At 65.0% G+C, this 21,260-nt stretch carries 25 protein-coding genes and 1 pseudogene; 19 read left to right on the top strand and 7 right to left on the bottom strand.

Annotated elements, in window-relative coordinates:
* The first annotated feature begins 3 nt into the window (after positions 1-3).
* From DK874_RS03265 to DK874_RS03250, 4 genes are all read left to right on the top strand, one after another.
* The gene (locus DK874_RS03265; protein WP_114312605.1) at positions 4-1,524 is read left to right on the top strand and encodes a glycine--tRNA ligase; all 1,521 of its coding nucleotides are present in this window, start codon (positions 4-6) and stop codon (positions 1,522-1,524) included.
* Between the two features lie 139 nt (positions 1,525-1,663).
* Positions 1,664-1,930: a DUF6883 domain-containing protein gene (locus DK874_RS12010; protein ID WP_338065442.1), complete on the top strand. Its 267-nt coding sequence runs from the start codon at positions 1,664-1,666 to the stop codon at positions 1,928-1,930.
* Positions 1,927-2,172, top strand: a complete 246-nt coding sequence (locus DK874_RS03255; RefSeq protein ID WP_162798701.1) for a DUF4926 domain-containing protein — start codon at positions 1,927-1,929, stop codon at positions 2,170-2,172. The genes DK874_RS12010 and DK874_RS03255 overlap by 4 nt, the downstream gene beginning before the upstream one ends.
* Positions 2,169-3,164, top strand: coding sequence for an aspartate-semialdehyde dehydrogenase (locus DK874_RS03250; RefSeq protein ID WP_114312604.1), 996 nt, complete (start codon positions 2,169-2,171; stop codon positions 3,162-3,164). The genes DK874_RS03255 and DK874_RS03250 overlap by 4 nt, the downstream gene beginning before the upstream one ends.
* Here DK874_RS03250 and DK874_RS03245 read toward each other — a convergent pair.
* Positions 3,151-3,858 carry a TlyA family RNA methyltransferase gene (locus tag DK874_RS03245; protein WP_114312603.1) on the bottom strand — a complete coding sequence of 236 codons (708 nt, stop codon included), beginning with the start codon at positions 3,856-3,858 and terminating at the stop codon, positions 3,151-3,153. The two genes, DK874_RS03250 and DK874_RS03245, sit on opposite strands and share 14 nt — an antisense overlap.
* A 22-nt stretch (positions 3,859-3,880) precedes the next feature.
* Between DK874_RS03245 and DK874_RS03240 the strand changes: the two genes are divergently transcribed.
* Positions 3,881-4,186, top strand: a complete 306-nt coding sequence (locus tag DK874_RS03240) for a DUF3234 domain-containing protein (RefSeq protein WP_114312699.1) — start codon at positions 3,881-3,883, stop codon at positions 4,184-4,186.
* Positions 4,179-4,607 (top strand): hypothetical protein, encoded by a 429-nt coding sequence (locus DK874_RS03235; RefSeq protein WP_114312602.1) that lies wholly within the window; start codon positions 4,179-4,181, stop codon positions 4,605-4,607. Before DK874_RS03240 ends, DK874_RS03235 begins: the two co-directional genes overlap by 8 nt.
* Before the next feature lie 6 nt (positions 4,608-4,613).
* On the opposite strand, the gene DK874_RS03230 is transcribed toward DK874_RS03235, so the two are convergent.
* Entirely contained in the window at positions 4,614-6,263 is a 1,650-nt protein-coding gene (locus DK874_RS03230) for a glutamine--tRNA ligase/YqeY domain fusion protein (RefSeq protein ID WP_114312601.1), read from the bottom strand.
* A 238-nt stretch (positions 6,264-6,501) separates the two neighbouring features.
* Here DK874_RS03230 and DK874_RS03225 point away from each other — a divergent pair, with 238 nt between their 5' ends.
* Both DK874_RS03225 and DK874_RS03220 read left to right on the top strand, forming a co-directional pair.
* Positions 6,502-6,801 (top strand): nucleotidyltransferase family protein, encoded by a 300-nt coding sequence (locus DK874_RS03225; protein WP_114312698.1) that lies wholly within the window; start codon positions 6,502-6,504, stop codon positions 6,799-6,801.
* Positions 6,791-7,138, top strand: a complete 348-nt coding sequence (locus tag DK874_RS03220) for a HepT-like ribonuclease domain-containing protein (RefSeq protein WP_114312600.1) — start codon at positions 6,791-6,793, stop codon at positions 7,136-7,138. Before DK874_RS03225 ends, DK874_RS03220 begins: the two co-directional genes overlap by 11 nt.
* Positions 7,139-7,181: 43 nt before the next feature.
* On the opposite strand, the gene DK874_RS03215 is transcribed toward DK874_RS03220, so the two are convergent.
* Entirely contained in the window at positions 7,182-7,970 is a 789-nt protein-coding gene (locus tag DK874_RS03215) for an enoyl-CoA hydratase/isomerase family protein (protein ID WP_114312599.1), read from the bottom strand.
* 90 nt (positions 7,971-8,060) lie between these two features.
* Here DK874_RS03215 and infC point away from each other — a divergent pair, with 90 nt between their 5' ends.
* From infC to mqnB, 6 genes are all read left to right on the top strand, one after another.
* Positions 8,061-8,576 (top strand): translation initiation factor IF-3, encoded by a 516-nt coding sequence (infC, locus tag DK874_RS03210; RefSeq protein WP_114312598.1) that lies wholly within the window; start codon positions 8,061-8,063, stop codon positions 8,574-8,576.
* A 106-nt stretch (positions 8,577-8,682) separates the two neighbouring features.
* A complete protein-coding gene (rpmI, locus tag DK874_RS03205) occupies positions 8,683-8,880 on the top strand; it encodes a 50S ribosomal protein L35 (RefSeq protein WP_071677665.1) in 198 nt (65 codons plus the stop codon).
* Positions 8,881-8,892: 12 nt separating this feature from the next.
* Positions 8,893-9,249: a 50S ribosomal protein L20 gene (gene rplT / locus DK874_RS03200; RefSeq protein WP_114312597.1), complete on the top strand. Its 357-nt coding sequence runs from the start codon at positions 8,893-8,895 to the stop codon at positions 9,247-9,249.
* 72 nt (positions 9,250-9,321) lie between these two features.
* A complete protein-coding gene (locus DK874_RS03195; protein ID WP_114312596.1) occupies positions 9,322-9,786 on the top strand; it encodes a COG2426 family protein in 465 nt (154 codons plus the stop codon).
* Positions 9,783-11,444: a glycerol-3-phosphate acyltransferase gene (locus DK874_RS03190; protein WP_114312595.1), complete on the top strand. Its 1,662-nt coding sequence runs from the start codon at positions 9,783-9,785 to the stop codon at positions 11,442-11,444. Before DK874_RS03195 ends, DK874_RS03190 begins: the two co-directional genes overlap by 4 nt.
* Positions 11,444-12,109, top strand: a complete 666-nt coding sequence (mqnB, locus tag DK874_RS03185) for a futalosine hydrolase (RefSeq protein ID WP_114312594.1) — start codon at positions 11,444-11,446, stop codon at positions 12,107-12,109. The genes DK874_RS03190 and mqnB overlap by 1 nt, the downstream gene beginning before the upstream one ends.
* A 22-nt stretch (positions 12,110-12,131) precedes the next feature.
* Here mqnB and DK874_RS03180 read toward each other — a convergent pair whose 3' ends face one another.
* Both DK874_RS03180 and DK874_RS03175 read right to left on the bottom strand, forming a co-directional pair.
* Entirely contained in the window at positions 12,132-12,746 is a 615-nt protein-coding gene (locus DK874_RS03180; RefSeq protein WP_114312593.1) for a superoxide dismutase, read from the bottom strand.
* Positions 12,747-12,781: 35 nt separating this feature from the next.
* Positions 12,782-13,642, bottom strand: a pseudogene (locus DK874_RS03175) (transposase).
* Between the two features lie 200 nt (positions 13,643-13,842).
* Between DK874_RS03175 and DK874_RS03170 the strand changes: the two are divergent.
* Positions 13,843-14,568: a class I SAM-dependent methyltransferase gene (locus DK874_RS03170; RefSeq protein ID WP_169335130.1), complete on the top strand. Its 726-nt coding sequence runs from the start codon at positions 13,843-13,845 to the stop codon at positions 14,566-14,568.
* Positions 14,569-14,722: 154 nt separating this feature from the next.
* Here the strand turns inward: DK874_RS03170 and fumC are convergent, their stop codons facing one another.
* Entirely contained in the window at positions 14,723-16,120 is a 1,398-nt protein-coding gene (gene fumC / locus DK874_RS03165; RefSeq protein ID WP_114312592.1) for a class II fumarate hydratase, read from the bottom strand.
* Between the two features lie 20 nt (positions 16,121-16,140).
* Positions 16,141-16,884, bottom strand: coding sequence for a TerC family protein (locus DK874_RS03160; protein ID WP_114312591.1), 744 nt, complete (start codon positions 16,882-16,884; stop codon positions 16,141-16,143).
* 36 nt (positions 16,885-16,920) lie between these two features.
* On the opposite strand from DK874_RS03160, the gene DK874_RS03155 reads away from it, so the two are divergent.
* From DK874_RS03155 to ilvC, 4 genes are all read left to right on the top strand, one after another.
* Positions 16,921-17,886 (top strand): YpdA family putative bacillithiol disulfide reductase, encoded by a 966-nt coding sequence (locus tag DK874_RS03155; protein ID WP_114312590.1) that lies wholly within the window; start codon positions 16,921-16,923, stop codon positions 17,884-17,886.
* A 166-nt stretch (positions 17,887-18,052) separates the two neighbouring features.
* Positions 18,053-19,741 (top strand): biosynthetic-type acetolactate synthase large subunit, encoded by a 1,689-nt coding sequence (gene ilvB, locus DK874_RS03145; RefSeq protein ID WP_114312589.1) that lies wholly within the window; start codon positions 18,053-18,055, stop codon positions 19,739-19,741.
* Positions 19,738-20,250 (top strand): acetolactate synthase small subunit, encoded by a 513-nt coding sequence (gene ilvN / locus DK874_RS03140; RefSeq protein ID WP_114312588.1) that lies wholly within the window; start codon positions 19,738-19,740, stop codon positions 20,248-20,250. The genes ilvB and ilvN overlap by 4 nt, the downstream gene beginning before the upstream one ends.
* Positions 20,247-21,260 (top strand): ketol-acid reductoisomerase, encoded by a 1,014-nt coding sequence (gene ilvC / locus DK874_RS03135; RefSeq protein ID WP_114312587.1) that lies wholly within the window; start codon positions 20,247-20,249, stop codon positions 21,258-21,260. The genes ilvN and ilvC overlap by 4 nt, the downstream gene beginning before the upstream one ends.

Genomic DNA, 21,260 nt, shown 5'->3' with positions numbered 1-21,260 from the left:
ACGATGCCGGCAACAAGCCTTGACGAACTGGTGGCGCTTTGCAAACGGAGGGGGTTTATCTTCCAGGGCTCGGAGATCTACGGGGGCCTCCAGGGCACCTACGACTACGGCCCTTTGGGGGTGGAGCTCAAGAACAACCTAAAGCAGGCCTGGTGGCGGAAAAACGTCTATGAGCGGGACGACATGGAGGGCCTGGACGCCAGCATCCTCACCCACCGTCTGGTCCTCTACTATTCCGGCCACGAGGCCACCTTCGCCGACCCCATGGTGGATAACCGCATCAGCAAGAAACGCTACCGCCTGGACCACCTTCTCAAGGACCAGCCCGAGGAGGTGCTCAGGAGGCTCTACCGGGCCCTGGAGGTGGAGGAAGGGAACCTCCACGCCCTGGTCCAGGCCATGATGCAAGCCCCCGAGCGGGCCGGGGGGGCCATGACGGCGGCTTTGGTCTTGGACCCCGCCACCTCTGAGCCTGGGGACTGGACCCCGCCCCGCTACTTCAACATGATGTTCAAGACCCACGTGGGCCCGGTGGAGGATGAGGCTTCTTTAGCCTATCTACGCCCGGAGACGGCCCAGGGCATCTTCATCAACTTTAAAAACGTCTTGGACAGTACCAGCCGCAAGCTTCCCTTCGGTATCGCCCAGATCGGCAAGGCCTTCCGCAACGAGATCACCCCCAGGAACTTCATCTTCCGGGTCCGGGAGTTTGAGCAGATGGAGATCGAGTACTTCGTCCCTCCAGGGGAGGATGAGTACTGGCACCGCTACTGGGTGGAGGAGAGGCTTAGGTGGTGGCAGGAGATGGGCCTGGGCCGGGATAACCTGGTGCCCTATCAGCAACCCCCTGAGGAGCTGGCCCACTACGCCAAGGCCACGGTGGACATCCTCTACCGCTTCCCCCATGGCTTGGAGGAGCTTGAGGGCATCGCCAACCGCACGGACTTTGACCTGGGAAGCCACACCAAGGACCAGGAGGAGCTTTCCATCGCCGCCCGGGTGCTGAAAAACGAGCACTCCACCGCCCGCCTGGCCTACCGCGACCCCAATAGCGGCAAGTGGTTCGTGCCCTACGTGATTGAGCCCTCCGCCGGGGTGGACCGGGGGGTTTTGGCCCTCTTGGCGGAGGCCTTCACCCGGGAGGAGCTCCCTAGTGGGGAAGAGCGCATCGTGCTGAAACTTAAGCCCCAGCTTGCCCCCATCAAGGCGGCGGTGATCCCCCTGGCCAAGAACCGGCCCGAGATCACCGGCTATGCCAAGGCCCTGAAGGCCCGCTTGCAGGCTCTGGGCCTCGGGCGCATCCTTTACGAGGACACCGGCAATATCGGCAAGGCCTACCGCCGCCACGACGAGGTGGGCACCCCCTTCGCCATCACCGTGGATTACGACACCATCGGCCAGAGCAAGGATGGGACCACCCGGCTTAAGGACACGGTCACCGTGCGGGACCGGGACACCATGGAACAGATCCGGCTCCACGTGGACGAGCTGGAGGGGTTTTTGCGGGAGAGGCTCAGGTGGTAGGGAAAGCCGGGGCGGACATGGGTTTTCTTGTGCCCCGGTACAAACTGATATCCTTTCCTCCTGTTTCGTTCTCTAAGCCCCAACGAGATGACGCCTACTGAAGGCCCTTTCCGGGGCCCCCACCCTGGCGCAAGCCAGGGTGGGGTGGTATAAGGCCCGGTTTTTCCTGGCTAGGGGTTTTTCTCTGGATGCGCCGGAGGCGTTGGAGGCCGCCCTTTTGGCGCATGCGCAGGTGGCGCAGGAGGTGCAAAGGCGCCCTGGACTCTATGGGGAGCGGGAAATCTTGGTCTTGAGGGGGCCTCTCTCCTGTCCGGCAGGTTCGGTGCTGTTGCAAAGCATTTGGTATCGTGGAGAGGGAGAGGAGACCTTTCGCTTGGTGACCGCTTACCCCTGGAGGCAGAGATGATCCGTGAGCACGAGCTGGTGGTTCTTAAGCGGGACCATGAGGAAGCGGGCCTCGAGGCGGGGGATGTGGGCACGGTGGTGTTGGTTTACCCCAAAGGGGGCTATTTGGTGGAGTTCGTGGATCATGAGGGGAATACCATGGCCCTTTTGGATCTGGAGGAGGGGGAGGTTCTTCCCCTCCAAGGTCCGGCTCTGCTTCGGGCCAAAGCCCTTCGATCTCGGAATCTGGAGGTTCAGGAATGAGGGTGGCCGTGGTGGGGGCCACGGGGGCCGTGGGGCAGGAGATCCTGAAGGTCCTCGAGGCCCGCAACTTCCCCTTGAGCCAACTGAGGCTGTACGCCTCCCCCCGCTCCGCGGGAAAGACCCTGGTCTATAGGGGGGAGGCCATCCCGGTGGAGCCCCTTCCCGAGGGGCCTTTGCCCGTGGACCTGGTCCTGGCCAGCGCCGGGGGCTCCCTTTCTAGGGCCCTGGCCCCCGTCTGGGCCCAGGGTGGAGCCTTGGTGATCGACAACTCCAGCGCCTGGCGCTACGAGCCCCACGTGCCCCTGGTGGTGCCGGAGGTGAACCGGGAAAAGATTTTCCAGCACCAGGGCATCATCGCCAACCCCAACTGCACCACCGCCATCTTGGCCATGGCCCTTTGGCCTCTGCACCGGGCCTTTCGCGCCAAGCGGGTCATCGTGGCCACCTACCAGGCGGCCAGCGGGGCTGGGGCCAAGGGGATGCAGGAGCTTTTGCGGGAAACCCACCGCTACCTTCACGGGGAAACCCCGGTGGCTGAGGTCTTTGCCCACCCCTTGCCCTTTAACGTCATCCCCCACATAGATGCTTTCCAGGAAAACGGCTACACCCGGGAGGAGATGAAGGTGGTCTGGGAAACCCACAAGATCTTTGGGGACGATTCCCTTAGGATCAGCGCCACGGCGGTGCGGGTTCCCACCCTTAGGGCCCATGCGGAGGCCGTGAGCGTGGAGTTGGAAAAGCCCATCTCCCCCGAGGCCGCCCGGGAGGTCCTGGTCCAGGCTCCCGGGGTGGAGGTGGTGGACGAGCCCCTCTCCAAGCGCTACCCCATGCCCCTCACCGCCAGCGGCAAGTGGGACGTGGAGGTGGGCAGGATCCGCAAGAGCCTGGCCTTTGACAACGGCCTGGACTTTTTCGTGGTGGGGGACCAGCTCCTAAAGGGGGCCGCCCTAAACGCGGTGCAGATTGCGGAGGAGTGGCTTAAAGGGCCCTGAGCCAAAGCCAAAACTCCCGGTTTCCCTCCTTCCCCGGCAAGGGGCTTTCCCCTTCCCCTAGCACCTGGAAACCAAGCTCTAGGGCCTTTTCCCGCACCCGGGCCAGGGCCTTGTGCCAGAGGGCCTCCTCCCGCACCACCCCCTTGTGCACCCCAGGGCCCAGTTCAAACTGGGGCTTCACCAGGATGAGGGCCTCCCCTCCCGGCTTCAGGATTTCCCGCACCTTGGGGAGGAGCAGGGTGGAGGAGATGAAGGAGACGTCCATCACCACCAGGTCCACGGGCTCCGGCAAGGATAGGGTGCGGGCATCTTGCCCTTCCAGGCTCACCACCCTGGGGTCTTCCCTCAGGCGGGGGTGGAGCTGGCCCCGGCCCACGTCCACCGCATAGACCCGCCGGGCTTCTCTTTCCAAGAGGACCTGGGTAAAGCCCCCGGTGCTGGCCCCGAGGTCTGCGGCCACCTTGTCCCTCACCTCTATGGGGAAGGCCTCGAGGGCTCCCAGGAGCTTGTAGGCCCCCCGGCCCACGTACCGCTCGGGGGCGAGGACCTCCACCTGGGCGCCTTCCGCCACCTGGTGGGCGGGTTTGGTCACCACGACCCCTTCCACCCGCACCTGGCCGGAGCGGATGAGCCTTTGGGCCTTTTCCCGGGTTTCCGCCAGACCCCGTTCCACCAGGTAGCGGTCCAGCCTCACGAGGGGTATTATGCCTCCTGGGATGGAGCTATCCGGCACCTGGTACATCCTGGAGGGGGAACCGGGGGAGCACCTGGTGCTGGAGGCCTTGGGAAAGCGGCTTTCCGGCATCTGGACCTCCGAGGCCCTAGCCCAGGCCTTCTTGGAGCGGCACCCGCACCTGGGCATGCGGGTGAGCCCTTTGGCCAGCCGGGCCCTGAAGGAAGCCTTCCTGAGGGCCTTGGGGATGCTGGGGGTGGAAGGGGTGCTGGTGGACTATGAGCCCGGGGCTCACCGGGCCAGGATGGCCGGGTTGGAAACCCTTTTGCAGGAGGTGGGGCATGCGTAAAGCGTTGGCGGTTTTGGCGGTGGCCTTGGCCCTGGGCCTGGCCCAGCGGGCCGAGGTGAGCGTGGGGAGCCTCTTTGGGGTGCAGGGGGGATTGCGCTTTCCCCTGGTGCCTTTCATCCTGGACGGCAGGGTGTACGGAGGGGTGGGCCTCGAGGCCCTGGGCGCAGGGGTGGACCTCCTCCTGAAGGTCCCCCTCACCGACCTTTACCTGGGCCTAGGGGGGTTTTACGGTAACGGACCAGCCCTTACCCTGCCCCAGGACGCCCGGGGCCAGGGGGGGCTTAGGGCGGTGTTGGGCACCTGGCTGAACCTGCCCTTGCCCCTCGTGGGGGTGTACGTGGAGGCCCACCCCACCCTTTACCTGTCTCCCAGCACGGGCTTTGGGATCGGGGCCGCGGTGGGGTTTAGCGTGGGGCTTTAGGCCCCTCTACTGAGGCCGGTAGCCCTCCTTGAGGGGCACGATGCGGTTCATGACCAGGTGGTGGGGCCTCGAGTCCACGGGGTCCCGCCAGAAGTAGCCCAGGCGTTCCAGCTGGTAGCGGGTGTCGGGGGGGTCCTGGGCCACGCTGGGTTCCACGAAGCCCCGTTTCACCTGGAGGGCCTTTGGATTGAGGTTCCCCAGGAAATCCCCCCCCTCCTCGGGGTCTTCCGTCAGGAATAGCCTGTCGTAAAGCCGGAACTCCACGGGCAGGGCGTGCCGGGCGGAAACCCAGTGGATGACCCCCTTGGGCTTGAGGCCGTCTATGGGGTTGGCCCCCAGGGTGCCGGGGACGATGCGGGCCTTGAGGAGCTTCAGCTCGCCTCCCTCCTCCACCACGTCCTCCAGCTCAATAACGTAGGCGTGCCTTAGGCGCACCCTTTGCCCAGGGGCGAAGCGCTTCCAGCCCTTGGGGGGGTTGAGGCTGAAGTCGGACCGCTCAATGTAAAGCTCCGGGGAAAAGGGCAGGGGCCTTGCCCCCTCCTTGCCGATATCCCGGGGCCAGTAGGGAGCCATAAGCCACTCCTCCCCCTGGTGGTTGGTGAGGACCACCTTTAGGGGTTCCAAAACCCCCAAGACCCTGGGGGCGATGGGATTCAGGTCGTCCCGCACCACCTCCTCAAAAAGCTCCATCTCTATGCGGGCCTCGTTGCGGGAGATGCCCGTGCGCCGCACGAACTCCCTTATGGCCTCGGGCCGCACCCCCCGCCGCCTTAGGGCCCTTAGGGTGGGCAGCCTTGGGTCGTCCCAGCCCGAAACGTAGCCCCCCTCCACCAGCTTGATGAGCTTCCGCTTGGAAAGCACCGTGTAGGTGAGGTCCAGGCGGGCGAACTCGTACTGGTAGGGCCTGGGGGATAGGGGTAGGCCGCACTTCCCCTTGAGGTTTTCGATCACCCAGTCGTAGATGGCCCGGTTGTTCTCAAACTCCAAGGTGCAGAGGGAGTGGCTGACGCCTTCGATGAAGTCCTCGAGGGGGTGGGCGTAGTCGTACATGGGGTAGATGACCCAGCGGTTCCCTGTGTGGTAGTGGGGGGCGTGGACGATGCGGTAAAGCACGGGGTCCCGGAGTTTGAAGTTGGGGTGGGCGGGGTCGATCTTGGCCCTTAAGACCCGGCTTCCCGTAGGGAACTCCCCTTGGCGCATCCTTTCAAAAAGCTCCAGGTTTTCCTCCACGCTCCGGTTCCGGTAGGGGCTGGGTTTTCCCTGGGCCCTCAGTTGGCTCATCTCCTCTTCCGAGAGGTCGTCCACGTAGGCCTTGCCCTCCCGGATGAGCTCTAGGGCGCATTGGTACATGGTCTCAAAGTAGTCGGAGGCGTAGAGGACCCTGTCCGGAGTAAAGCCCAGCCAGCGCACATCCTCCTCAATGGCCCGGGTGTACTCCTCCTTTTCCGTTTCCGGGTTGGTGTCGTCGTAGCGCAGGTTGCACTCCCCGCCATAGTCCAGGGCCAGGCCGAAGTTGAGCACGATGCTCCGGGCATGGCCGATGTGGAGGTAGCCGTTGGGCTCGGGGGGAAAACGGGTGAGAAGCCTGGGGTACTTGCCTTCCCGCAGGTCCCTTTCCACGATCTCGGTGATGAAGCAGGGGGGAACGAGGCCCATAGGCAAAGTATACGTTGCCAGCCGTTTGCCCTGGCCCGGTCGGGGGAAGGGTGCGTCTAGATGTTCTCTAGGTATAGATCAGACTCGGAGCGAAAAGCCCCGGTGCAGGGTAGAGAACGCAAGCAAGGGTGGGTGTTTGGGAAACCTGCCTCCAGGGAGGGAATTCTTCTCCATGGGAAGCGGGTGCTATCATGAAGGGAGAGGTTTCCTTAGGGAGAGGCCTCTGGGTGTGTTCGCCATGGAAGAGCGCCTTCCCATCCCTCTAGAGGAGATCGCCGTATTCTGCCAGCGTTACCGGGTAAAGCGGCTTTCTCTCTTCGGCTCCAGGGCCCGCGGGGATTGGGGTCCGGAAAGCGACGTGGACCTTCTGGTGGAGTTTGAGCCGGGAACCCGCGTGGGTTTTCTCACCCTGGCCCGCATGGCTCGGGAGCTGTCCCAACTTATGGGTCGGCCCGTGGACTTGGTCCCCCGCTCCGGCTTGAAGCCCGCTATTCGGGAGGCGGTCGAGGGAGAAGAGCAAGTCATCTATGCGGCCTGAGCGCTTGTACCTTCTGGACATTATCGCTGCAACAGACGCCATAGCCCGCTTCCTGGAGGGTGCCACCGAGGATAGCTTTGCACAGGATGAGCTTTTGCAAAGCGCTGTCTTGCAAAAGCTCATCGTGATCGGCGAGGCCGCGGCTCGGCTTCCTAGAAGTTTTACTGAAAGGTACATAAGTATCCCCTGGCCGGACATTGTGGCCTTTCGCAACATTGCTGTTCACGAGTACTTTGCCGTGGACTGGGGGATCGTTTGGGAAACGGCTACCCGGGATGTACCCCTGTTGAGGGCGGCCGTCGCCGCCATTTTCCGTGACCTCGAGGGGTCTGCCTAATCCCAGCCCTCTTTCTGCTGTACGGCAATGCCTTCCCTGTCCCTCAGGAGGGTGGTTCCTGCCCTTTGGGTGAGAACTTGGGAGGCCGCTTCTCAAAGAAGGCCCGGATGCCCTCCTTAAGGTCCCCCGTTTCCCGGATCCAGGCGTTGGCCAGGGCGGCTAGGCGGAAGCCATCCTCGAGGCCCATCCCCGGCAAGGCCAGGAGAAGCTCCTTGGTGAGGCGCAAGGAGGTGGGGGCGTTTTGGGCAAGCTCCTGGGCCAGGCTTAGGGCCTCCTCCAGGGCTTTGCCCGGCTTGGCGATGCGGTTGGCCAAGCCCAACGCCTTGGCCTCCTCCGCCCCCACCATGCGGCCCGTGAGGAGGAGGTCCTTGGCCACCTTCTCCCCCACGGCCCGCACCAGGATCACCGAAACCAAGGCGGCCACGAAGCCGATCTTCACCTCGGTGTAGCCCAGCTTGGCCTCCGGGTCCATGACCAAAAGGTCGCAGGCGGTGGCCAACCCCGCCCCGCCCGCCACCGCCGGGCCGTTCACCGCCGCCACCGTGGGCTTGGGGAAGGTGTAAAGGCGGTGGAAGAGGCGCATAAGGGAGAGGGAGTGGCGGTAGTTCTCTTCGGCGCCCATCTCCGTGACCTTTTCCAAAAAGGCCAGGTCCGCGCCGGCGCTGAAGGCGCTTCCCCGGCCCGAAAGGACCAGGACCCGAACCTCGGGGTCGTTTTCCGCCTCCTCGAGGGCCTCGAGAAGCCCCGCCACCATCCCCGGGGAAAGGGGGTTTCGGCGATCGGGGTCGTTGAGAAACACCTGAAAGATGGGGCCATGCTCCACCTGGACCATGCCCCCATTGTAGTGGCGGTGGTTTTCCTGCTACACTCCCCTTAGCCCGCAAGCCGAAGGAAAAGCCTCGCGGGCTAGGAGGTGGTGTAGATAAAGGAGTACCTGGTTAACGAACGTATCCGTGCACGGCAGGTGCGGGTGATCGGAGCCGATGGGCAGCAGCTGGGCATCATGGATACCCGGGAGGCCTTGCGCCTGGCCCAGGAGCAGGACCTGGACCTGGTGCTGGTGGGCCCCACCGCTGACCCTCCCGTGGCCCGCATCATGGACTACTCCAAGTGGCGCTACGAGCAGCAGGTGGCGGAGAAGGAGGCCCGCAAAAGGGCCAAGCGCACCGAGGTCAAGTCCATCAAGTTCCGGGTCAAGATCGACGACCACGATTATCAGACCAAGCTGAACCATATCAAGCGTTTCCTGGCCGAAGGCCACAAGGTCAAGGTCACCATCATGTTCCGCGGGCGGGAGATGAGCCATCCCGAACTGGGCGAAAGGCTTCTGGAACGGGTGGCCGAGGACCTAAAGGGCCTGGCGGTGGTGGAGATGAAGCCCGAGCTCTTAGGCCGGGACATGAACATGCTCCTGGCCCCAGCCAAGGTCTCCGCCTAAAGCGGCCTCCTGTCTGGACCTTTTCCCCCGCCTCTGGTATAGTGTGAGGGCTTTGGGGAGCCTGCAAGTCCCCGGGTGCGGGGCGCTTCCCAAAGGGGAGGAAAGCATGCCGAAGATGAAGACCCATAAGGGCGCCAAGAAGCGGGTAAAGGTGACCGCTTCGGGCAAGGTGGTGGCCATGAAGACGGGCAAGCGGCACCTCAACTGGCACAAGTCCGGTAAGGAGATCCGGCAGAAGGGGCGGAAGTTCACCCTGGCCAAGCCCGAGGCGGAGCGGATCAAGCTCCTCCTCCCCTACGCGTAAAGGAGGTAGTGGATGCCGCGCGCCAAAACCGGGGTTGTCCGCCGCAGGAAGCACAAGAAGATCCTGAAGCTCGCCAAGGGTTACTGGGGCCTCCGCTCCAAGAGCGTGCGCAAGGCCCGGGAAACCCTCTTCGCCGCCGGGAACTATGCCTATGCCCACCGCAAGCGGAAGAAGCGGGATTTCCGCAAGCTTTGGATTGTGCGCATCAACGCCGCTTGCCGCCAACACGGGCTCAACTACTCCTCCTTCATCCACGGCTTGAAGAAGGCGGGGGTGGAGCTGGACCGCAAGGTCTTGGCGGATCTGGCGGTGCGGGAGCCCCAGGTCTTTGCCGAGCTGGTGGAGAAGGCCAAGGCGGCCCGCGCCTAGCGCCTGGCTTCCCGTGGCCCGCCGTCCGGCTTCCCTCCAGGTCTGGCGGCGGGCCGCCCTTTTCGTTAGCCTATGCCCCCTGAGCTTTACGTGATCCTGGTGGCCGCCTTGCCGGTGGTGGAGCTTCGGGGGGCTATTCCCCTGGGGGTGGCCTTGGGGCTTTCCCCGGGGGAGGCCTTCTTCCTGGCCCTTCTGGGCAATCTCCTGGTGGCCCCGGTGGCCCTTCTCCTTTTACCCTGGGCGGTGGATCTGCTAACCCGCTTGCCCCTTCTGGCCCGGGTGTGGGCGGCCCTCGAGGCCCGGGTGCGCCTGAAGGGGGAGGAGCAGGTGCAACGCCTGGGGGCCTTGGGCCTCTTCCTCTTCGTGGCGGTACCCTTGCCGGGAACCGGGGCCTGGAGCGGGGCTGTGCTGGCGGTGGTCTTGGGCCTTAAGCGGCGCTACGCCCTTCTGGCCATCTCCCTGGGGGTACTGGCCGCGGGGCTCATCGTTCTCCTCCTCACCGGTGGGGCGGTGGCCGGGCTAAACTACCTGCGATGATGCTCCTCCTCCTACCCCTTTCCTTTTTCCTGGGTGCCTTGCCCTTAGGGTACTGGCTGGCCGGGAGGCGGGGGGTGGACCTGCGCACGGCAAGCCCCTACACCCTGGGGCTGGAAACCGCCGTGAGGCGGCTTGGGCTGGGCTTCGTCCTTTGGGCCTTCCTTCTGGACTTTGCCAAGGGCTACCTGCCCCTGGCCTTCGGGAGGGCCTTGGGGCTTGGCCTCGAGGGCCTTCTGGCCTTGGGGGTGGCGGTGTATCTCGGCCACCTTTACCCCCTTTTCTTCCGCGACCCCTGGCCCCTTCGGGCCAAGGGGGCTGGGGTCCTGATTGGCGTCCTGGCCGCTTTGCCCTTGGAGCCGGCCCTGGGCCTGGTACCCCTGGCCTTGGGGCTAACCCTTTACGCCCTCACGGGCTATGCCTCCTTGGGGGCCTTGGGGCTTCCCCTGGGGCTTTGGGGGGTGATGCTTTTTGGAGGGTTTTCCCCTGGGGCCAAGGCCCTTGCAGGTTTCCTTCTCCTTTTGGCCCTTTGGCGCTACAAGGAGAACCTGGGCCGTATCCTGGAGGGAACCGAGCCCAAGCTGGGTAGCCCCTTGCCCCTGCCCTCGGAAAGGCAGGTGGTCTGCGCCTTCCTCATCCATCCCCTCACGGTGGAGGATTTCTGGCAAAGCCCCCGCTTCCGCTGGGCCCGGTCCCTGGTGCGCCTGGGGCTTTTAAAACAGGCCTGGATAGAGCGCCTGGCCGAGTTTTTCCGCCCCATGAAGGTGGGGGAGGTGAGGGGGGTTAGGACGGCGGACGGTAGGGAGGTTCTTTGCCATCTCATCTCCGCCCCCCTTCTGCCCCACCAGATCAAGGCCAAGCCGGAGCTGGCGGTGAGGCGGGCCATCCAGGGGGCCAGGCTGGCCAAGGAGCTCGGGGCCACGGTGGTGGGCCTGGGGGCCTTCTGGAGCGTGGTGGGGGATAAGGGCAGGGAGGTGCAGGAGGCGGTGCCCGGCATAGAGGTGACGAACGGGGGGGCCTACACCGCAGGCACGGTGAAGGCCGCCATCCCCAATATCCTGGCCCACTTCGCCCAAAGCGGGAGGAATCTAAAGGAAACCACGGCGGCGGTGGTGGGGGCGAACGGGGTGGTGGCCTTCGGCATCGCCCGGCAGATCGCTCCCCTGGTGGGGCGGCTCATCCTGGTGGGGAGGGACCGGGATAGGCTGGAAAAGGCGGCGGAAAGCCTTCGGAAAAACCTTGAGCGAAAGAGGCAGGCGCCCGAGATCCAGGTAACCACCGAGGTGGCCGCCATCCGGGAAGCGGACCTGGTCTTCACCGCCACCAGCGACCCCAATCCCGTGATCTTCCCCGAGCACGTGAAGCCCGGGGCCTGGATCTATGACGAGGGGGTGCCCCCCGACGTGCACCCCTCGGTGAGGGAGGTGCCGGGGGTACGGGTCATCCCCGGGGGGGTGGTGCGGCTTCCTGGGCGGGCCAGGGCCACCTTGGACCTCCACTTTGGTGCCCCCGACCAGGTGCCCGCCTGCTTGGCGGAGACCATGATCCTGGCGGCGGAGGAGGCCTTTGACCGCAAAAGCCTGGGGGGAGAGGTGAAGGCGGAGAACATCCTGTTCTTCGTGGAGCGGGCGGAGGCCTTGGGGTTTAGGGTGGTGGAGTGATGTGGCTTCTCCTTTCCCCCACGGCCCTCGAGGCTCCCTTCCTCCGGGGCGAACCCTTCGCCTTCTTGGGAAGGAAGGGCCTCAAAGGGAACGGGTTCGTCTACCTGGAAACCGGCATCGGCAAGGTGAACACCGCCCTGACCCTGGCGACCTGGGCCAGCCAGAATCCGGTGGAGAAGGCCTTGCTCTTCGGCATCGCCGGGGCCTATCCGGGCTCGGGCCTCCGGCTTGGGGATCTGGTCCTGGTGAGGGAGGAGGTGGAGGCGGACCTGGGCACCAGGGAGGGCTTAGAACCCATGGGTTTCCCCGCCCTGGAGGTGGGGGAGAAGGCCTACTACAACCGTTTTCCCCTAGATAAAGGGCTCACGGAGGGCCTGGCCCGGGCCCTGGGCCTGCAGGTGGTGGTGGGCCTCACCCAGGACCGGGTTTCCGAAAGCCTGGTGGAGGCGGAGGCCCTCGCCTTGCGTTGGGGAGCCCAGGTGGAAAGCATGGAGGGAGCGGCCTTTGCCCGGGCCTGCTTGGCCTTGGGCATCCCGGGAGGGGAAATGCGGGCCATCTCCAACCCCGCGGGGGTGCGGGACAAGGGAGCCTGGAAGGTGTCCTTGGCCCTCAGGGCCTTAAAAAAGGCCTTGGCCCCCCTGTTGCGGGGGGTTGCCCGACCCTAAGCCGGGGGACAGGCCTGGAGCTTTAACCCTTTTGGAAGAAGCCTTCCACCTTATCCCAGTTCAGCACGTTCCAGATGGCGGCTAGGTAGTCCGCCCGGCGGTTTTGGTACTTGAGGTAGTAGGCGTGCTCCCACACGTCGATGCCCACGATGGGGGTGAACCCCTCCATGACGGGGTTGTCCTGGTTGGGGGTGGAGATGACGTGGAGCTTGCCGAAGGGATCCTTGACCAGCCAAGCCCAGCCGGAGCCGAAGCGGGCCATGGCCGCCTGGGTGAGCTTCTCCTTCAGGGCGGCGAAGCCCCCAAGCTGCTCGTCGATGGCCTTCTTAAGTTCCCCCACCGGCTCCTTGGCTCCCCCGGGGGTTAGGAGCTCCCAGAAGAGGCTATGGTTCAGGTGCCCACCCCCGTTGTTGCGCACCGCGGTCTGGATGTCCGCGGGCAGGGCGGCCAGGTGGCGCAGGAGCACCTCCACCTCCGCCCCGTGCAGGTAGGGGTACTTCTCCAGGGCGGCGTTCAGGTTGTTCACGTAGGCCCCGTGGTGCTTCTGGTGGTGGATCTCCATGGTCTTGGCGTCGATGTGGGGCTCGAGGGCCTCGTACGGGTAACCCAGTTCCGGTAGCGTAAACGGATACGGCATACCTCACCTCCCAAACCTTACTATAACCCAAGTTGCTACCCAAGCATTTGTTGAGCCAAGAGATTTAGGTTGTGGGCCAAGATGAAGGAGAGCACCTTGATCACAAAACCCTCCTGGGTCACCGCATGGATGCGCCGCGGGAAGAGGGCATGGAGCATACTGCCCACCGTCTCCACCACCCCCTAGGTGTTTCCCTCACGGGAAAGCAGCCGCCCCACAATGGCCAGGTACTGCAACCAAGGCACATACCGCCGGCTGTTCCTTCTACGGATGACCATGGGCACAATCCCCCCCGCCTCCCGGAGGAGGTCTTCATAGAAGTGGCTTTCGTACCCCCGGTCCAGGTAGAGCTCCGCCCCCTCGGGAAGGTCCAGGGGAAGAAGGAGCAAAGAGCTCAGATCATGTAGGCTTCCCGGGGTCAGGCTCACTTCATGGATAAACTTCCCGTCGTCCACCAGGAGGTGGAGCTTGGGGCCGTGGAAGTAGACCCGTTTGCTGGGGATGAAGCCGCGGTAGGCCTTGTCTGGGAAAAGGCGGGAGCGGGGGGCGCGGATATTCTCGCAGGCGGGGAGGGGGAAGGTGTCCAAGGCGTAGGCCTGGGCCTGGTGGAGGTTTTTCCAGGCCTGGGCTAGGAGGTGGAGAAGGGGGAGGAAGAAGGGGTATAGGGCGTGGAGTCTGCGGTTGAAGCGACTTGGGGAGGGGACGTAGGTAAAGAGGCGCAGGTCTTTGGCGAGGGCCAGGGCCTTGTTGTGCTTGCCGCCCAGTTCCATGGCGGCCAGGATGGCGAGGGTCAGGATGGCGGAGGCTGGGGTCTTGGCTTGGGGGTCGTCCTTGTAGCCCAGGGCCTGGAGGGCATCGTCTATAATGCAAAAGGCCGCTATGATGCGCGACAGCATAGCGGCCACTATTTTTTCAGGCCTCGGGATAGGTAGCAACTTGGGTTAACATAGCACGGCGGGCGCCCGCTGTCCAGCGATCCATCTGGCGGTCCTTCCCGGACGGCGGGCGGTGCACTATAATTTGGCCAAAGCTCCGGCACCGGGGCCGGTGCCGCGCCGCGGGGGGATGGCCGATGACGGGTGCACACTGGGACGCCGTGTTCGACGAGGATTACCTGTACTTCTACGAGACCTTCTTGCACGACGAGCGCAACGAGAAGGAGGCCGAGCTCATCGCCCGGCTCCTCGACCTCGGTCCGGGGGCGGATGTGCTGGATGTGCCTTGCGGGCACGGCCGCATCGCCGTGCGCCTGGCGCGCCGAGGCTGCCGCGTGACCGGCCTCGACGCCAGCCCGCTGTTCCTGGAGCGGGCCCGCCAGGCCGCGGCGGCCGCGGGCGTCGGCGTCGAGTGGGTCCACGGCGACATGCGGGCCCTGCCGTTCGGGCGAGACTTCGACGCCGTGGTCAACTGGTTCACCTCCTTCGGCTACTTCGACGACGAGGAGAACCGCCGCGTGCTGGCGGAGTTCCGGCGCGTGCTGCGGCCCGGCGGCCGGCTGCTGATCGAGACGGTCCACCGCGACCGGATCCTGCGCAGCCTGCCGCCCGGCGAGCCGGTGCGCTTCGACGTGGTCCGCCGGGGCGACGACCTGATGATCGACCGCACCGGGTACGAACCGCTCACCGGGCGCGTGCAGACCGACCGCACCATCGTCCGGGACGGGCGTGTGCGCCGGTTCGCGTACGGGCTGCGGCTGTATACGCCGGTGGAGCTGCGGGACGAGCTGCTGCGGGCCGGGTTCGCCCGCGTCGAGCTGCTGGGCGACGAGGGCGGACCACTCACGCTCGACAGCCGGCGGCTGCTCGCCGTCGCGCAGGCGTGAGCGAGGGCGCCGAACCGCTGGTGCGCGCCGCGACCCGGGAAGGCAAGCGGCGCCCGGTGGCGAACCCATGGTGCGGCCAGTTCCGTGGTGCGCAGCGACCGTTACTATAGTAGTGCCCACCCCGCTTGGGGGTGGGCGTTCTCACAAATGGCCCTCAGGCCTCATGGGGCTTGGCCAGCCTTATGGGCACCACGATGCGGTCAAACTCCTCCTCCGTGAGGTAGCCCAGCTCCAGGGCAGCTTGCTTGAGGGTTTTCTTCTCCTTGATGGCCTTCTTCACGATCTCCGCAGCCTTGTCGTAGCCGATGGCCTTGTTCAAGGCGGTGGCCAGCATGGGGTTTTTCTGGAGGTGTTCCTCTATCCGCTCCAGGTTGGGCTCTATCCCCTTGGCCAGGTGCTCGTTGAAGGATTCCATGGCATCCGCCAGGAGCTTGATGGACTCGAGGGCCGCATCCACCATCACCGGCTTGAAGACGTTGAGCTGGAAGTTCCCCTGGCTTCCGGCGAAGGCCACGGTGTGGTCGTTGCCGAAGACCCGCACCACCACCATGGTGAGGGCCTCCACCTGGGTGGGGTTCACCTTGCCGGGCATGATGGAGGACCCGGGCTCGTTGGCGGGGATGAAGATCTCCCCGATGCCCCCGTAAGGCCCCGAGGCCAGCCAGCGGATATCGTTGCCGATTTTCATCAGGGCCCCGGCCAGGGTGCGCAAGGACCCCATCACCTGTACCAGTTCGTCGTGGGCGGCCAAGGCGGCGAAGCGGTTTTCCGCCACCCTAAAGGGAAGCCCGGTTTCCTCGGCCAGGTACTGGGCCACCCGCTCCCCGAACCGAGGGTGGGCGTTCAGGCCCGTGCCCACCGCCGTGCCCCCGATGGCCAGGTTATAGAGGCCTTTTTCCGCTTCCTTCACCATGGCCAGGGTGTTCCTGAGCTGGCCGGCCCAGCTTCCCACCTCCTGCCCCAGGGTGATGGGCACGGCGTCCATCAGGTGGGTGCGCCCCACCTTTACGATGCCGTCAAAGGCCTTGGCTTTCTCCTCAAAGGTGGCGATGAGGGCCTCCGCCGCCGGGTAGAGCCTTTCGTGCAGGGCCAGGGCCACGGCCACGTACATGGCGGTGGGGAAGGTGTCGTTGCTGCTCTGGCCCCGGTTCACGTGGTCGTTGGGGTGGACGTACTTGGAGCCCAGGGGCTTCCCCAAAAGCTCCGAGGCCCGGTTGGCGATGACCTCGTTCACGTTCATGTTGGTCTGGGTGCCGCTACCCGTCTGGAAGACCACCAGGGGGAAGTGGTCGTCCAGCTTCCCGGCGATGACCTCCTCTGCCGCCTGGATGATGGCCAAGGCGATCTCCTCGGGTAGCTCCCCCAGCTCCAGGTTGGCTCTGGCCGCGGCTTTCTTCAGCATGCCGTAGGCGCGGATCACCTCCAGGGGCATGGGGAAGCGCCAAGCCCCAATGCGGAAATGCTCTAAGGAACGCTGGGTTTGGGCACCCCAGTAGCGGTCCGCCGGCACCCTTACCTCGCCCATGGTGTCCCGTTCCATCCGGTATTCCATACGCCACCTCCAACCCGATTTTACGCCTCCTCCTCGTAGGGCTCGCGGAGCTTGACGGGTTTTCCCCTAAGCCCGGCGCGAAGGTTGAGCCACTCCACCAGCACGGCGAAGCCCATGGCGAAGTAGACGTAGCCCTTGGGGATGTGCACCCCCGTGCCCTCGGCCACCAGGGTGAAGCCCACCAAAAGGAGGAAGGAAAGGGCCAGCATCTTCACCGTGGGGTGCTGGTTTACGAAGGCGTAGATCCCCTTGGAAGCCAAGAGCATGATGGCCACGGAGAGGAGGATGGCCGCCACCATCACCGGGACGAGGCGGGTGAGGCCCACGGCGGTGATCACGGAATCTATGGAAAAGACGATGTCCAGTAGGAGCACCTGCCCGATCACCGAGGCGAAGGAGGGGGCCACCCTCTTGATGGCGTGGCCGGGCTCCCCTTCCAGCTTTTCGTGGATCTCCTTTACCGCCTTGTAGATGAGGAAAAGCCCCCCGGCTATCAGGACCAAGTCTTTGCCGGTCACCTCATGGCCCATAAGGGCGAAGAGGGGCTTTTTTAAGGCCATGATCCAGGCGATGGAGAGGAGGAAGAGGATGCGGGTAAGGGCGGCTAGGGAAAGGCCCAAAACCCGGGCCCGGTCCTGTTGCTCCGTGGGCAGTTTGGAGGCCAGGATGCTGATGAAGATCACGTTGTCCACGCCCAGCACCACCTCCAGCACGGTGAGGGTAACCAGGGCGATCCAGACCTCGGGATTGGTGAGCCACTCCATGGGAAAGAGTCTACATGGCGGCGTAGACTGGGGGGCATGGTGGATGTGCTCATCGTGGGGGCGGGTCCGGTGGGGCTGGCGGCGGGCATAGAGGCCAAGCGCTTGGGGCTGACCCACCTGATCCTGGAAAGGGGCACGGTGGCGGAAACCGTTTTCCGCTTCCCCCGGCAGATGGTCTTCTTTTCCGAGGCCAAAAACATTGAGATCGGGGGGCATCCCTTGGTCTCCCAAGGGCCCAAGCCTACCCGCCTCGAGGCCCTCCTCTACTACCAAAGGGTGACGGAGAGGGAAGGGCTTAGGGTGCTCACCTACACGGAGGCGGTGGCCATAGAGGGCGGGGAGGGAGCCTTCCGGGTGCTGGCCAAGGACCGCTTTGGGCAAAAAGCCTTTCCCGCCCGGTATGTGGTGGTGGCCACCGGTTACTTCGGCAACCCCAACCGCCTGGGGGTGCCGGGGGAGGACCTGCCCCACGTCTTCCACCGCTACGAGGAGGCGGCCCCCTTTTTCCGCAGGAAGGTGGCGGTGGTGGGGGGGAGCAACTCCGCGGTGGAGGTGGCCCTGGACCTCTTTCGGGGTGGGGCGGAGGTGGCCTTGGTCCACCGGGGGAAGTGGGTGCGCCCCAGCGTCAAGTACTGGCTCCTCCCTGATTTTGAGAACCGGGTGAAGGAGGGAAGCATAAGGGCGGTGATGGAAACCCGGGTCAAGGCCATCACCCCGGAGGGTCTGGTCCTGGAAGGGCCCCAAGGGGAGGGGTTTTTGCAAGCGGACTTCGTCCTGGTCCAGATCGGCTACCGGGCGGAGGACCGGCTTTTAAAGGGGGCGGGGGTGCGCTATGAAGGGGAGAAGCCCTGGCTTTCGCCGGAGTGGGAAACCTCCCGCAAGGGGCTTTTTGCCATCGGTTCTTGTGCCTTTGGGCCGGACACCCGCTCCGTCTTCATTGAAAATGGCCGGGAGCACGCAAGGGTGGCCATATCAGCCATCGCTCGCCGCCTTGGCTCTTGACACCCTTCACAAAGGAGGCTAGGATAAGGCCCAAGATGCGCTTCGGCCTCGTCCTATCCCTAGGCCTAGTCCTAATCGTAGGACCGGCGGGGGGTAGGGTGTAGCGTCGTAGGGCGCATCCAAAACCCCCCGGAAAACCCGGGGGGTTTTGGTTTAGGAGGGGGAAATGAAGGGATCGGAGGCACTTTTAAAGGCGCTGGAGCGGGAGGGGGTGGAGGTCATCTTCGGCCACCCGGGTGGGGCCATCATGCCGGTCTACGATGCCCTTTATGACAGTCCCATCCGCCACATCCTGGTGCGTCACGAGCAGGGGGGGGTGCATGCCGCCACCGCCTATGCCCGGGCTTCGGGCCGGGTGGGGGTGGTGATGGCCACCAGCGGCCCCGGGGCCTTGAACCTGGTCACGGGTCTGGCGGATGCCTATATGGACTCCACCCCGGTGGTGGCCATCACCGGGAACGTGCCCCGGGCCCTGATCGGCAGCGACGCTTTCCAGGAGGCGGACGTCACCGGGGTCACCATGCCCATCACCAAGCACAACTACCTGGTGCAGGAGGTGAACGACATCCCCCGGGTGGTGCGGGAAGCCTTCCACATCGCCTCCACGGGGAGGCCAGGGCCGGTGCTCATTGACCTGCCCAAGGACGTGCAGCTTTCCGAGTTCACCGGCACCTTTGAGGTGGAACTGGACCTTCCCGGCTACAAGCCCACCACCAAGGGCCACCCCAAGCAAATAGAGCGGGCCTTGGATGCCCTGGAGAGGGCGGAGAAGCCCATTCTCATGGTGGGGGGTGGGGCGCAGCACGCCCACGGGGAGCTTCTGGCCTTTGCGGAGAAAACGGGAATCCCGGTGATCACCACCCTCATGGGCCTGGGGGCCTTCCCTGGCCATCATCCCCTTTGGCTGGGCATGCCCGGCATGCACGGCACGGTGGCCGCCAACCGGGCCATCCACCATGCGGACGTGATCCTGGCCATCGGCCTGCGCTTTGACGACCGGGTCACGGGGAAGGTTTCCCGCTTCGCTCCCCACGCCCACACCATCATCCACGTGGACATCGACCCCGCAGAGATCGGCAAGCTGGTGCGCACCCACGTGCCCATCGTGGGGGATGCCCGGCTGGTCCTTAGGGAGATGCTGAAGGGGGCCAAGCCCCTAAGGCTTGCCTCCTGGTGGCGGGAGCTGGAGGATTGGCGCACCCGCTACCCTTTGCGCTGGAAGCCTCGGCCCCATTTGCAGGCCCCGGAGGTGATCCGGGCCTTCGCCGAGGCCACGGGGGGGCACGCCATTGTGACCACGGGGGTGGGGCAGCACCAGATGTTCGCCGCCCAGTACTTCCCCGTTACCCGGCCCAGAAGCTTTATCACCAGCGGGGGCCTGGGCACCATGGGGGTGGGCCTGCCCTTTGCCATCGGGGCCAGGGTGGCCCGCCCTGACGAGCTGGTCATCGACTTTGACGGGGACGGTTCCTTCCAGATGACCCTGCAGGAGCTGGCCACGGTGGTGAAGTACGGTTTGGACGTGAAGGTGGTGATCCTCAATAACGGCTACCTGGGCATGGTGCGCCAGTGGCAGGACCTCTTCCACGCCAAGCGCTACTCGGAGGTGTACCTGGCGGACTCCAACCCCGACTTCGCCCGCCTGGCGGAGGCCTACGGCATCAAGGGGGTGAGGGTGGAGCGCAAGGAGGACCTCATGAAGGGGGTGGAGGCGGTCCTTTCCACCGATGGCCCCGTGGTGGCGGAGTTTAAGGTCTACCACGAGGAGGGGGTCTTCCCCATGATCCCCGCAGGCGGGGCGGCGGAGGACATGATCCTCGAGCACCCCGAGGAAAGGGAGGAGGTGGAGGCGTGAGGCACGTGATCTCCGTTTTAGTGCAGGACCACCCCCGGGTGTTGAACCGCATCACGGGGCTTTTCGCCCGCCGGGGCTTTAACCTGGAAAGCCTGGCGGTGGGGACCACCCATGTGCCGGGGCTTTCCCGCATCAGCCTGGTGGTTTCCGGGGACGACCACACCTTGGAGCAGGTGGAGAAGCAGCTGAACCGCCTCATTGAGGTCCTGAAGGTTACCGACCACTCCGAGCCCCACGTGGAGCGGGAACTGGCCTTGGTCAAGGTCCACGTGGCGGGGGTGGAGGAGCGATTGGCGGTGAAGGACATCCAGGAGGCCTTCCGGGCCCGGGTGGTGGACGTGGCCCAGAAGAGCCTGATCCTGGAGCTCACCGGGGACTCCAAGAAGATAGACTCTTTCCTTGAGGCCCTTAGGCCTTATGGGATCCTCGAGGTCATGCGCACCGGGGCGGTGGCCATGAGCCGAGGGGAGCGCACCCTTAAGGTCAGGGAAAAACGGGAGGCGGTATGAAGATCTACTACGAGCACGACGCGGACCTGGGCTTCATTCAAGGCAAAAAGGTGGCGGTACTGGGCTTTGGTTCCCAGGGGCACGCCCACGCCCTGAACCTTAAGGACTCGGGGGTGGACGTGCGGGTGGGGCTTAGGCCCGGGTCTAAAAGCGCCGCCAAGGCGGAGGCCATGGGCCTTAGGGTCCTCTCCGTGGCCGAGGCGGTGCGGGAGGCGGATGTGGTGATGGTTCTCCTGCCCGACGAGACCCAGGGCCGGGTCTACCGGGAGGAGATCGAGCCCAACCTGAGGGAGGGGGCGGCCTTGGCCTTCGCCCACGGCTTCAACATCCACTTTGGCCAGATCAAGCCCAGGCGGGACCTGGACGTCTGGATGGTGGCCCCCAAGGGCCCCGGCCACCTGGTGCGGAGCGAGTACACCAAGGGAAGCGGGGTGCCGGCCCTGGTGGCCGTGCACCAGGACGCCTCGGGCTCGGCCTTCCCCACCGCCTTGGCCTACGCCAAGGCCATCGGGGCGGCCCGGGCGGGGGTGATCCCCACCACCTTCAAGGATGAAACGGAAACCGACCTCTTTGGGGAGCAGGCGGTGCTCTGCGGGGGGCTTACCCGGCTCATCCAGGCGGGGTTTGAAACCCTGGTGGAGGCGGGCTACCCCCCGGAGATGGCCTACTTTGAGACCGTGCACGAGGTGAAACTCATTGTGGACCTCATCTACGAGGCGGGTTTCGCCGGCATGCGCTACTCCATCTCCAACACCGCCGAGTACGGGGACTACACCCGGGGAGAGGTGGCGGTGCCGGTGGAGGAGACCAAGAAGCGCATGCGGGAGATCCTCCGCCAGATCCAGGCCGGGGAGTTTGCCCGGGAGTGGATGCTGGAGAACCAGGTGGGCCAGCCGGTCCTGGAGGCCAACCGCAAGCGCTGGAAGGAGCACCCCATTGAGGAGGTGGGGGTAAGGCTCAGGGCCATGATGCCCTTCCTGCGGGCAAGGGTATTGGAGGAGGTAGGCTAG

The sequence above is a fragment of the Thermus caldifontis genome, from assembly GCF_003336745.1.
GTDB classification, from domain to species: domain Bacteria; phylum Deinococcota; class Deinococci; order Deinococcales; family Thermaceae; genus Thermus; species Thermus caldifontis.
Note: the sequence above shows the minus strand (reverse complement) of the source record. Positions and strands in the feature narration are given on the sequence as shown.

What these genes read in the sequence shown, in the direction of transcription:
- DK874_RS03265 (WP_114312605.1), top strand. Translation starts at nt 4, where the DNA reads ATGCCGGCAACAAGCCTTGACGAACTGGTGGCGCTTTGCAAACGGAGG.
- DK874_RS03255 (WP_162798701.1), top strand. Translation starts at nt 1,927, where the DNA reads ATGATCCGTGAGCACGAGCTGGTGGTTCTTAAGCGGGACCATGAGGAA.
- DK874_RS03250 (WP_114312604.1), top strand. Translation starts at nt 2,169, where the DNA reads ATGAGGGTGGCCGTGGTGGGGGCCACGGGGGCCGTGGGGCAGGAGATC.
- DK874_RS03240 (WP_114312699.1), top strand. Translation starts at nt 3,881, where the DNA reads ATGGAGCTATCCGGCACCTGGTACATCCTGGAGGGGGAACCGGGGGAG.
- DK874_RS03235 (WP_114312602.1), top strand. Translation starts at nt 4,179, where the DNA reads ATGCGTAAAGCGTTGGCGGTTTTGGCGGTGGCCTTGGCCCTGGGCCTG.
- DK874_RS03230 (WP_114312601.1), bottom strand. Translation starts at nt 6,263, where the DNA reads ATGGGCCTCGTTCCCCCCTGCTTCATCACCGAGATCGTGGAAAGGGAC.
- DK874_RS03225 (WP_114312698.1), top strand. Translation starts at nt 6,502, where the DNA reads ATGGAAGAGCGCCTTCCCATCCCTCTAGAGGAGATCGCCGTATTCTGC.
- DK874_RS03220 (WP_114312600.1), top strand. Translation starts at nt 6,791, where the DNA reads ATGCGGCCTGAGCGCTTGTACCTTCTGGACATTATCGCTGCAACAGAC.
- DK874_RS03215 (WP_114312599.1), bottom strand. Translation starts at nt 7,970, where the DNA reads ATGGTCCAGGTGGAGCATGGCCCCATCTTTCAGGTGTTTCTCAACGAC.
- rpmI (WP_071677665.1), top strand. Translation starts at nt 8,683, where the DNA reads ATGCCGAAGATGAAGACCCATAAGGGCGCCAAGAAGCGGGTAAAGGTG.
- rplT (WP_114312597.1), top strand. Translation starts at nt 8,893, where the DNA reads ATGCCGCGCGCCAAAACCGGGGTTGTCCGCCGCAGGAAGCACAAGAAG.
- DK874_RS03195 (WP_114312596.1), top strand. Translation starts at nt 9,322, where the DNA reads ATGCCCCCTGAGCTTTACGTGATCCTGGTGGCCGCCTTGCCGGTGGTG.
- DK874_RS03190 (WP_114312595.1), top strand. Translation starts at nt 9,783, where the DNA reads ATGATGCTCCTCCTCCTACCCCTTTCCTTTTTCCTGGGTGCCTTGCCC.
- mqnB (WP_114312594.1), top strand. Translation starts at nt 11,444, where the DNA reads ATGTGGCTTCTCCTTTCCCCCACGGCCCTCGAGGCTCCCTTCCTCCGG.
- DK874_RS03180 (WP_114312593.1), bottom strand. Translation starts at nt 12,746, where the DNA reads ATGCCGTATCCGTTTACGCTACCGGAACTGGGTTACCCGTACGAGGCC.
- fumC (WP_114312592.1), bottom strand. Translation starts at nt 16,120, where the DNA reads ATGGAATACCGGATGGAACGGGACACCATGGGCGAGGTAAGGGTGCCG.
- DK874_RS03160 (WP_114312591.1), bottom strand. Translation starts at nt 16,884, where the DNA reads ATGGAGTGGCTCACCAATCCCGAGGTCTGGATCGCCCTGGTTACCCTC.
- DK874_RS03155 (WP_114312590.1), top strand. Translation starts at nt 16,921, where the DNA reads ATGGTGGATGTGCTCATCGTGGGGGCGGGTCCGGTGGGGCTGGCGGCG.
- ilvB (WP_114312589.1), top strand. Translation starts at nt 18,053, where the DNA reads ATGAAGGGATCGGAGGCACTTTTAAAGGCGCTGGAGCGGGAGGGGGTG.
- ilvC (WP_114312587.1), top strand. Translation starts at nt 20,247, where the DNA reads ATGAAGATCTACTACGAGCACGACGCGGACCTGGGCTTCATTCAAGGC.